We start from the raw sequence: 10,000 nt of genomic DNA on the forward strand, positions 1-10,000 counted from the left end.
AGTAATTGTCAGATCCCTGCTCCCAGAGGCAGAAACCGATGGAGCGGGCAGATCCTGGGGGACAATAACAGAGACGTCTGAATCATCGTTCGAAATCCACATCAGGGCAGAAGATCTGACCGCGCTCAGAGCGGCTCTGAACACCTGGCTCAGACTGGTTCAGATAGCTGAAGAGATGGTACAGACAACTAAAAAGGCGGGAAGAACAAATGAATAGGAGGAGTTAAGGATGCAGAATATTTCGCCAAAAGTGCAGAACCAGATAAATATGCTTCAGCAGATGCAACAGCAGATGCAGACCATCCTCTCTCAAAAGAGCCAATATGAACTGGCTGCGCAGGAAGCACGAAGAGCGGTTGAAGAACTGAACGAAACAGATGACTCTGCTGCGGTGTACATGAACATTGGAACTGTTGTCATGCAGAAACCTAAATCTGAAGTCATCTCCAAAGTCACTGAGAAGATCGAGACACTGGAGATCAGGATCCGATCAATAGAAAAGCAGGAGAAGATGCTTCAGGAGAAGTTTGAAAAACTTCAAAGTCAGGTTCGTTCAGAGATTGAGGGACGAAAAACCCCCGACGCAAACTGAATCCATATCTTTTTTGAGCGAGGATTGCCGAGCCAGGTCAAAGGCGACGGATTTAGGGTCCGTTCCCGAAGGGGTCCGGGTGTTCAAATCGCCCTCCTCGCATTCTTCAGGAAATTGTCCCAGTTGATATCACCACGTTTTTTATTCACAGAAATCAATACTTCTCCAACTGCTCATTATGGAATTTGGGGTTGTGGGGATTGTGATGTGGCACATACAAAAATCGGACGTGTCTACCCGGCAGCAGGATATACTCAGAATTGTCCGGGCAATGGTACTGGGAGTACTTCTTGTAACAGGAATTTTTATCGGGGTGGGGTCTGGCGAACCCCTGGCAAAAGAGACTCTTGATTCAGGACCTGATGTTGCAATAATTGATGCATCAGTCAGGATGGACATCTCCGACATGGGTGAGATCACTCTGGGAACGATTCCTGAGGAACGATTAATCGTTACCATCACCGTTCAGAATACGGGGAACCGGGAGGCTCCCGGATACAAACTTCGTGCATATCTTGTACGGGTTGGCAGAGAGGATGAGATCGGAGCTCAGATAGGAGGCGATATCACCGACACCAGACTTGGCGCAGGTGAAACCCGGACATATACCAAGAGCTGGTCTCTGCCGCCACACCTGAAGAGGGGGGAATACCGGGTCATGATCGTCCTCGATACAAGCAGTTATTTTATTGAGCCTGATACTGACAACAACCGTATGACAAGTCAGCAGCCCGTCGTTCCCGGAGCGCTTACCGGCCCGGAGGGATCAATTCCGGTATATTCACCTGCAGAGATTACCAAGCCAGGATATTATGTATTAAAGCGGGATATCGACGGGCGAAAGAAGATGAATGTTTTTGAGATAAAAACATCAGGCGTGACCATCGACGGGGGAGGCAATACTATCAGAGGCTCGTCATCGGGATTTAATTCAGGGATTTATATCAATGCAGGAGCCGCAATCCGGGATATTACCATCAAAAACGTCGTAATAGAGGGGATGGATGCAGGCATCTGGATGTACAAGGTAAGTAACAGTGTTATTGCAAACTGTACAATCAGAAACACTGCTAACATGGGGGTCCGGCTTGATCAATCCAATCAGAACCAGATTTTTGATAATACGTTTGAGAAGAACGCCATAGGTATCGGAATTTTCCAGTCCAAAGATAATGTCATCTTCAATAACCTCTTGAAAAACCCGCATAATGCAGTCGTGAATGAAAATGAGCGGAATATGTGGAACACCGATCTCAAATCAGGAACAAATATCATCGGTGGTAGTATGATTGGAGGAAATGCCTGGTTTGATGAGACGGGTGAAGGAGGATTTTCTGCATCCGCTCAGGCCTATACCCATGATGGTATTTCTGATTCACCCTATTCACTGAATGCAAACAATATCGATCTCTATCCCCTCTCCCGGTCACCCTCTAAACCATCGGTTGCGGCAACTCCTCCAACATATACGCCAGTCCCGACAGATACTCCTGTTCAGGAATGGAGTGATTCAAAGATAGAGACTCCCCCTGAAGAACCAGTCTCTGACCAGGTGATTGAGCCGCCCATGCCGGATGTGGTTGAGACCAGTACCGAAGAAAGCACACCTGAACCAGAACAGAGTCCGGATATCCGGACTGAAGAAGCAGGAAAGACAGACGAATCTGAAACAACCCCTCCCTCACATCCTCTTTCACCCTATGCAGATATCAGCGTAAAAGAGATCACAGGGCCTGAAACCGGCTGTCCGGGAACAGAATTCACCATCTCTGCAGTTATTGAAAACACCGGCGGGTATGATGCTGATGCATTCCAGGTCAGATACTACCTGACTGAAGATCGTCAGATAGATGGGAAAGATATCTTTCTTGGAGAGAAGACAGTCCGGGACCTTCCATCAGGGAGCGAGCAGACCCTCACCGAGTCATTTATAATACCCAAATTGATCGGCCTTAAAAATTATTATCTTGCAATCATCACAAATGCAGATAATTCAGTGTTTGAAAATAAAAAAGAAAATAATAACGGATATTCATCCATTCGGATGGCAATCCGGGATTGTTAATTACTCTTTCTTTTCTGTACTATTCTCTTCTTCAAGAGTGATTGGAGTAATATTCCGAACCGTTACTTCAAAGGTAAGAGCCTTTCCTGCAAGAGGACTGTTCAGATCAAAGGTAACATTGGTTGCATTCATATCAGCGATGGTAGCCTGGAAGAGTTGTCCACCGTCAAAGAGCGTGACACGATCACCAACAGTTGCATTCTCGCCGGCCGGGATAAATTCAATCGGCATAGAGACGATCTTTGCCGGATCATATTCACCATATGCCTCTTCAGGGGAGAGAGTAAACTTCTTTGTTTCATTCACTTCCATGCAATGAAGGGCCTTGTCAAAGCCGGGGATTGCCCCACCAGAACCAAGTATCAGACTGAAAGGCTGACCACTCTTATATGAACTGTCAAATTCTGTTCCATTGTCAAAGGTTCCGATATAGTCTACCTCGATAAGATCTCCGGTCTGTGCTCCTCCAGTACATGCAACAGCCTGGGTTTCTGCCGGAGTTATGGTCTGGACCTGTTCAGGCTGGATTGTTGTACACCCGCAGATGAGTGCTGCCGCGATAAGAAGAATTGCGCCTGCAATACCAAGGCAGGTACTGCATCCGCTGATGGTGAAACGTTTCTCCATACTCAGCTCTTGGAGGATGACCGGGAAAAGAGTTCTCTCAAAACCCGGATACTGGAGGTACGAGCACCCACTAAAAATCCGGGGTGATGATCAGGTCTTCTGGTTCATGCGCAAGCCCGATGGCAGCAAGAGAACCGATAATCCCCCCTCCACCATAGGTATAAATCCCACACTCACGGGCACACTGGCGCGCTTCCTGACAGCTGATCAGACTGGTCCGGGCCCGAAGCCCATACTGATGTAATGAATCCGGGATCAGAAATCCGGTCTTAATCGCGATACCCCACCCGTCTGACACACTTTCATCACCGATAAACCGGACGGCTGCCTTTCTGATAAGGTCGGCTTTTTCCGGAACCACTGCCAGTTCTATGGCACTACAGGAGTTCCCCGCGGTCTTCTCCGGAAGATCCTGCCAGAGCATGGCGATGTGATGGCCGATGGGAAACGTGCCGGACAATTCTGACAGGTAATCAAGAAGGGCTATTGCAAGAGCAAAGGTTGCCCCCTCTTCAAACCGGTCGGTATTGTCAATTCCGATGATAATATGCACGAGCGCCTGCGTCCTGATACAACCTTCTGTTGCCTGCTCATGCCTGACCGTATCAACGTTGATGACCCCTTCTGCCCTGCCCATCATCCCTGTCAGTGAGAATGCCGGACCCCCCACAGAACGGATCCTCTGCACAATCTCATCTCCTTCCTGCCATATCCCGGTTACCGCGACAGCTGACTCAGGCCAGAGTCCTACCGTACTCTCATACCGTCCCATCCGGACAAACTCACGAAGTATCGTCCCCTGACGGATGATCCTGATATCCGGATTGGCCTTGGCATGATGCCTCGCACAAAATGCAGCACAGGCACTGGACAGGCACTCATGCACAATCTCCACCATATCACCATCGACAGCGGTAAAGATCCTCCGGCATGCGGTCCGGGGTATGGCACTGACAGCTGCATACCTGCTCGGAGCACGGCCATGAGGCTGGGTGAGCACCGTCAGACATCCCTCATCAGATAACCGGACGATCCAGTCCCGTGCGGTGCTTCGGGGGATACCGGCTGACTGTGCAAGATCATCTACGGTAAAGGAACCCTTCCGTAGGGTCAGCTTTCGCATCAGCTTCAGATACGAACGTCTGCGCTCAATTACCCCCTGCATACCTGTCACGAATTGAAAGGATATCTCCAAGGACCGCACTTGCAGTCTCAAGCGATCCGGCCCCTTTCCCTGAGAAGACCAGGTCCCCGGCTAGATCGGTACGCAGGATAATAGCATTTAATGACCCGTGAACAACAAGCGGATGATGCCGGGGGATGATCCGCGGTGACAGCCGGTAGAGATTCTTTCCAGGGATTATCTCTCCGATGAGCCGTATCGTTGCATCCTGCTCTTCTGCAAGCCTGATTGCTTCTTCGGTCAGGAGATCAATCCCGGTGATATCAATATCTTCAAGCGTTATCCGCTGGTTCAGGACCGTATTTGCTAAGATTACCAGTTTAATTGCAGCATCAATGCCTTTTACATCATACGTCGGATCTGCCTCAGCATACCCAAGAGCCCGTGCCTCGTCAAGTGCCTGCTTGTATGACAGACCCTCTTCAGCCATTCTGGTCAGAATGTAATTGCATGTCCCGTTCAGAACTCCATACAGGGCCTGTACCTCATTTCCACCAAGTGACTCAAGCAGCGTATGCAGAATTGGGATCGCTCCGGCAACGGTTGCTTCAAAACGGAAGGAAACCCCTGCTTTATCTGCCTCCTGTCTCAGCTCATGATAATGGAGGGCAACCGGGCCCTTGTTTGATGTGACCACATGACAGCCCCTGGATAATGCAGTCCGGATATACGAGGTTGCAGGCTCCCCGGTTGCTGCATCTGTCGGGGAGACCTCTACCAGTACATCATAGGGAGCCGTCCGGACAACGTCATCAGCAGTAATGGATACATCACCGCACAGTCCGGTCTCTCTCTTGCGGGTAAGAAGATCAAAGGGTGAGATACCATCCGGTTGAATCAGTCCGGACCGTGAATCTGCAACACCGGTCAGCACAATCCCAAGATCCTTTCTGGTCATCGCTTCAAGGATCCCCCGACCGACGGCACCGGTCCCGATAAGTGCAATACGGATGGTCATATCAGAACTCCAGGGGCTCTATCATCAGGATGTCCTTCTGCTTTGACACATCACGAAGGATTTCAATCGCCTGATCCATATGTTCCCTGCTCAATGCTTTGATGGTGCACTTTGCCGAACTTCGTTCATGTATCGCAGGCATGGCAAGACTCATCCGCGTAACCTCTGCAAAACCGGTACTGTCAATCCGATCAACCGTGTCACCAAGGTTTGTATGAATCAGATGGCCGATGAGGATGACCGACTGCTGATAATGCATCCGCTCTTCCCCAAATCTGATGACGGTGATCCCCCGCTCCTGAAAGAGTTTCAAAAGTGCATCGAGCCGCTCCGGGGGGATTTCAATAACCACTTCCACCCCGAGGGAACCCTTGTCTGATGAAAAGTCATGTTCATGAATGACCGTCTTGATATTACCCCCGGCATCGGAGATCGGCATCAATGCTGCAACCAGCTGACCTGGCGTATCACGGATTTCAAGCTTCATCGAGACCTGCATACATCTCCTCCCTGCATTATTAAATCAAAATGATGCATTTTTTCACCGGAAAGGGGTATTATCACTGGTAATGATCACCGACATGGAAAATCCGTCGCCAAACGGATGCTCATCATACAGTGTTGTAATCTGGGTCTTGTTTGTCCCGTTCACTGATGTATTGTTCCCGTAAATATCCACCGAAACACCTGCTTTACTGAATGAATAGAGGGGATCGCCGAGCGGGATAGACATATCATCCCGATAGCTGGTATTGCTAAAGACATGAAGACCGGTCTGGCTCTCTATTCCTGCATTTTGCAGATTTATTCCGGCTGGCGGAAGAGAAAAGCTGAACGTGGTCTTTCGTTCAGGTGCAACAAAGACCTCCATGGTCTGATTCTGATACCCGGGCTTTCCAATCTCAAGAATGTGAGGACCTGACTCAATTCCGTTCAGGGCGAGTGGCGTTACACCGCGCACCTCACCATCCAGAAGAACGATGGCGTTATCCGGACTGCCGGTCAGCATAAGCCCCCCGGTTGTGCGGGAGGGATGAGTGCCGGCTCCATACACCGCTGCGTTATGGACCGGTACCACTTCGCTCACACTCCCCTGATACTGGGCATTTCCCAGATACGATACGCGGATATACTCAGCAGGAGTGTGATTGCCCCTGAAAAATTCAAATCTCCCTGCCCGATCTGTCGCATCAACCGCAATTCGCTCAAAAGGATATGCCGGATCACCATCTGGGGAAGACTCCAGGCTTACCCGTTTGTTCCCAAGAGGAGAGCCGGATGCATCAGTCAGTGTCCCGGTCACGGTAAAGGCGTACCCTTCCTGAGGGTTTTCAGGTGTCACCGTTATTGTTATCAGTGTCTCCTGTTTATCTGCGGCCGCCCAAGGACAGAGAGAACACAGTACCAGAAAGAAGATGAGAAGCGGGATTAAGATCCATTGCCGTGAACATATCCCTGAATAGTTCCCCATATCAGATTTCATGAACTGAGGGATAATTTCGTGGCAAAAATCATGAACATACCGTTCTGAAGATCAGTGCCCGAATCCCGGTCTCTTGAAAAAAGTTAAAACGCGAATCCTGCTTTACCACTTGTTGGTACAAATTCAGGATTACCCTTCTCATACTTGATGATGATGGATGCAAACTCCTCGGCTGCCTCAAACCCCATGGCGGTGACGATCCGGTCCTTGTATACAACCGGTTTATTCTGAATGATCGCATCCTCTTTCATCATCTCACGGACGGTAAGACCAGGAGCTACCGTTGCAATCTTCTTCTTCAGTATTCCTGCTTTTGCAATCACAATCGGGGCATTATCAATCGCTGCAACGACCTTTTGTCTGGTATTGAAGATCGTAACTAATTCGATGAGATGCCGGTTATTCCAGAGATGTACCTGGGTTCCCGGACCTCCGACGATCATCAGGGCATAATAATCATCAATTCCTGATAGCAGAACATCTTCAAAGGTCCGGTTCACTTTCGCCTTCTTGCCAAGGACGCCCATTACTACTCCGACGTGCGTCGATGCAAGTTCATACGTCACCCCGGCCTCCTGAAATTTTTTTACCGGAATCAGGAGTTCCTCATCTCTGAACTTTTCAGGAGGAATCGCGATGAGTACCTTCATATCATTATCACTGTAATCAGAAGCATATTAACCATATTGAATCCTTCGCTGAAACTATCAAATTCACAGACAACGCTTAGATACTGATGCCAAATCTCAATATCGCCTACCTCGGACCAGAGGACCTGGTAAAAGAGCTGGGGAAAAAAGGCACTTCAACCGACATAACCTTCTATAACATGAAAAAAGGGGGGGTAACATTAACGATTATTGAGCCCTCCCGATACCCGGAAAAGTTGTCATCCCTCTTTTATACGGCATCCCTTGCAGATCTTGCTGTACTGGTTATTGATGCGCTGAGCGCAAAGCTGGGAGAGATAATTCTGATGCTGAACGCGGCCGGGGTGAAAGACGGTGTGTTCATCCTGAGAAATTACCTTGACAAAGGACAGATTGCACCGCTCATCCGGGGTACTGTCCTGGAGCAGTATACAGAGCTTCCAGATGATCCGGTCGTGCTGCGTGAGTGGTTGTTGAACCGTGCCGGAGAACATAAATCTGCGCGCAATACGGAAAAGGGCAGTGTTCCCATCGATCATCACTTCAATGTGAAAGGAATCGGGACCGTCATTCTCGGATGTGTACAGGAAGGGACTATCAGGCGCCACGATCAACTGACGGTCCATCCCTTAGGAAAGCAGGCCCAGATACGTTCAATCCAGATGCATGATGATGATGCAGAGGAGGCATCTGCCGGAGACCGGGTCGGGTTGGCCCTGAAAGGAATTGAGGCTGACGATCTTGACCGCGGATTTGTTCTTTCATCCGATCCACGAATCATCTCATCTCTGAAGATAACAGGAACCGCAGATATCATCCCTTACTGGCCACAGCCACTGAAAGAACAGATGGTTTTGTATGCCGGACACTGGATGCAGTTTCTCCCCTGCAGGGTGTCTGCAGTACGTGATGCAGGTGATTTCAGAAAACCGACCCTCACCCTTGAGTTTGAGCGGGAACTGATATACCTCCCCGGCTCGGTCATCATCCTCCATTACCTTGAGAGTGAAAAACTGCGGATTGTCGGGACCATCACGATACGCTGACACTCATGAAACACCCGAAGCAGCCTCATTTTTTACCAATATCCCTTGAGGAACTTCGGGCACTTGGTATCGATCAACCGGACATCATCATGGTATCCGGTGATGCGTATGTTGACCATCCCTCGTTTGCTGCAGCGCTCCTTGGCCGGGTTCTCTGGGATGCCGGGTTTTCTGTTGCGATAATACCACAGCCGGATCCAAAAAACCCGGAGTCATTTTGTGTGCTCGGAGAGCCACGACTCTTTTTCGCAATCTCCGGGGGGAGTGTTGACTCCATGGTGAGTAACTATACTGCTGCACGAAAGAAGCGGTCAGATGATGCCTACTCACCTGGCGGTACACCACGAAGACCGGATCGGGCAGTCCTTGTTTATACCGATCTCGTTCACCGGCTGTTTCCTGATGTACCCATCATCATCGGCGGGATTGAGGCGTCACTCAGACGGTTTGCCCATTATGATTACTGGTCCGATTCTGTCAGGCAGTCAATCCTGGCAGATGCACCTGCAGATCTTCTCGTCTTTGGTATGGGGGAGACCGCCCTGTGCACTATTGCACAGCGTGCAGATACCGGAGAGAAACCGAAAAATATGCATGATATACCCGGAACGGTCTGGAAAATTCCCCCTAAGCAACTCCATGATCTTGATATGCCCGACCTGTGCACTCTGCCGGCATATACAAAGGTTCGTGAAAGTCCTGATGATTTTTGTCTGGCGCATACCCTTATATCAAAAAATCAGAACCCTTTTGTGGGCAGGCCCCTTCTGCAGCAACATCCAAAGACGGTAATAATCCAGAACCCTCCATCACTCCCGTTGAGTCCACGTGACATGGACCGGATATATGATCTCCCCTATACCAGGGAAAAGCATCCCTCGTACCAGGAAGACATTCCTGCTCTTACTCCGGTCAGGTTCTCAGTGATTTCACACCGGGGATGTTATGGGAACTGCAGTTTTTGTGCCCTTTCCATGCACCAGGGAACAATCATTCAGAGCAGAAGCCGTACATCCATTCTGAAAGAGATTGCATCATTTGAGAACATGCGTGGATTTTCAGGGATCGTCAGTGATGTCGGTGGACCGAGTGCAAATATGTACGGGGATTTTTGTCAGAACTGGGAGAAGAATGGTGCATGCACCGATAAGGAGTGCATACGCTGCCCGGCGGTCAGGTCAGGTATTCAAGACTATCTTGACATGCTTGATGAAGCGGAAAAACTCCCCAAAGTAAAACACGTATACATCGGCTCCGGGCTCCGGTATGATCTCATCCCTCTGGACAAAGACCGTTTCAGGCAGATTTCCCGACATATATCCGGACAGATTAAGGTTGCACCTGAGCACATCACAACGACGGTGACCAGGCTGATGAACAAACCAGACCTGGAATG

Annotated in this window: 11 protein-coding genes and 1 tRNA gene; 6 read left to right on the forward strand and 6 right to left on the reverse strand. The window is 49.5% G+C overall.

The window, feature by feature from the left end; genetic code table 11:
- The 4 genes from LDL35_RS00790 to LDL35_RS00805 form a co-directional block, all read left to right on the forward strand.
- On the forward strand, positions 1–217 hold a 217-nt coding region (locus LDL35_RS00790), incomplete at its 5' end, for a KEOPS complex subunit Pcc1 (RefSeq protein ID WP_304018529.1).
- Positions 218–229: 12 nt separating this feature from the next.
- A complete protein-coding gene (locus tag LDL35_RS00795) occupies positions 230–592 on the forward strand; it encodes a prefoldin subunit beta (RefSeq protein WP_304018531.1) in 363 nt (120 codons plus the stop codon).
- Between the two features lie 17 nt (positions 593–609).
- Positions 610–694 (forward strand) — tRNA-Leu (locus LDL35_RS00800).
- Positions 695–797: 103 nt separating this feature from the next.
- Complete coding sequence (locus LDL35_RS00805) at positions 798–2,657, forward strand: NosD domain-containing protein (protein ID WP_304018533.1); 1,860 nt, start codon at positions 798–800, stop codon at positions 2,655–2,657.
- On the opposite strand, the gene LDL35_RS00810 is transcribed toward LDL35_RS00805, so the two are convergent.
- From LDL35_RS00810 to LDL35_RS00835, 6 genes are all read right to left on the reverse strand, one after another.
- A complete protein-coding gene (locus LDL35_RS00810; RefSeq protein ID WP_304018535.1) occupies positions 2,658–3,284 on the reverse strand; it encodes a peptidylprolyl isomerase in 627 nt (208 codons plus the stop codon).
- Between the two features lie 70 nt (positions 3,285–3,354).
- Positions 3,355–4,449, reverse strand: coding sequence for a sugar-specific transcriptional regulator TrmB (locus tag LDL35_RS00815; protein WP_304018537.1), 1,095 nt, complete (start codon positions 4,447–4,449; stop codon positions 3,355–3,357).
- Positions 4,433–5,425 carry a homoserine dehydrogenase gene (locus tag LDL35_RS00820; RefSeq protein ID WP_304018539.1) on the reverse strand — a complete coding sequence of 331 codons (993 nt, stop codon included), beginning with the start codon at positions 5,423–5,425 and terminating at the stop codon, positions 4,433–4,435. The genes LDL35_RS00815 and LDL35_RS00820 overlap by 17 nt, the downstream gene beginning before the upstream one ends.
- Position 5,426: 1 nt before the next feature.
- Positions 5,427–5,912, reverse strand: coding sequence for an amino acid-binding protein (locus tag LDL35_RS00825; RefSeq protein WP_304018541.1), 486 nt, complete (start codon positions 5,910–5,912; stop codon positions 5,427–5,429).
- Positions 5,913–5,966: 54 nt separating this feature from the next.
- Complete coding sequence (locus tag LDL35_RS00830) at positions 5,967–6,908, reverse strand: carboxypeptidase regulatory-like domain-containing protein (protein ID WP_304018543.1); 942 nt, start codon at positions 6,906–6,908, stop codon at positions 5,967–5,969.
- Between the two features lie 83 nt (positions 6,909–6,991).
- Positions 6,992–7,558: a DJ-1/PfpI family protein gene (locus LDL35_RS00835; RefSeq protein WP_304018545.1), complete on the reverse strand. Its 567-nt coding sequence runs from the start codon at positions 7,556–7,558 to the stop codon at positions 6,992–6,994.
- 86 nt (positions 7,559–7,644) lie between these two features.
- Here LDL35_RS00835 and LDL35_RS00840 point away from each other — a divergent pair, with 86 nt between their 5' ends.
- Positions 7,645–8,604: an EF-Tu/IF-2/RF-3 family GTPase gene (locus LDL35_RS00840; RefSeq protein ID WP_304018547.1), complete on the forward strand. Its 960-nt coding sequence runs from the start codon at positions 7,645–7,647 to the stop codon at positions 8,602–8,604.
- Positions 8,605–8,609: 5 nt separating this feature from the next.
- Positions 8,610–10,000: YgiQ family radical SAM protein (locus LDL35_RS00845; protein ID WP_304018549.1), on the forward strand; the 1,391-nt coding region annotated here is incomplete at its 3' end.

Origin of the sequence: Methanospirillum hungatei (assembly GCF_020216685.1) — an archaeon.
In the GTDB taxonomy this organism is placed as follows: Archaea; Halobacteriota; Methanomicrobia; order Methanomicrobiales; family Methanospirillaceae; genus Methanospirillum; species Methanospirillum hungatei_B.

Excerpts from the sequence above, each read along its gene's own strand:
- LDL35_RS00830 (WP_304018543.1), bottom strand. The coding sequence starts at position 6,908 with ATGAAATCTGATATGGGGAACTATTCAGGGATATGTTCACGGCAATGG.
- LDL35_RS00795 (WP_304018531.1), top strand. The coding sequence starts at position 230 with ATGCAGAATATTTCGCCAAAAGTGCAGAACCAGATAAATATGCTTCAG.
- LDL35_RS00805 (WP_304018533.1), top strand. The coding sequence starts at position 798 with ATGTGGCACATACAAAAATCGGACGTGTCTACCCGGCAGCAGGATATA.
- LDL35_RS00815 (WP_304018537.1), bottom strand. The coding sequence starts at position 4,449 with ATGCAGGGGGTAATTGAGCGCAGACGTTCGTATCTGAAGCTGATGCGA.
- LDL35_RS00810 (WP_304018535.1), bottom strand. The coding sequence starts at position 3,284 with ATGGAGAAACGTTTCACCATCAGCGGATGCAGTACCTGCCTTGGTATT.
- LDL35_RS00825 (WP_304018541.1), bottom strand. The coding sequence starts at position 5,912 with ATGAAGCTTGAAATCCGTGATACGCCAGGTCAGCTGGTTGCAGCATTG.
- LDL35_RS00840 (WP_304018547.1), top strand. The coding sequence starts at position 7,645 with ATGCCAAATCTCAATATCGCCTACCTCGGACCAGAGGACCTGGTAAAA.
- LDL35_RS00835 (WP_304018545.1), bottom strand. The coding sequence starts at position 7,558 with ATGAAGGTACTCATCGCGATTCCTCCTGAAAAGTTCAGAGATGAGGAA.
- LDL35_RS00820 (WP_304018539.1), bottom strand. The coding sequence starts at position 5,425 with ATGACCATCCGTATTGCACTTATCGGGACCGGTGCCGTCGGTCGGGGG.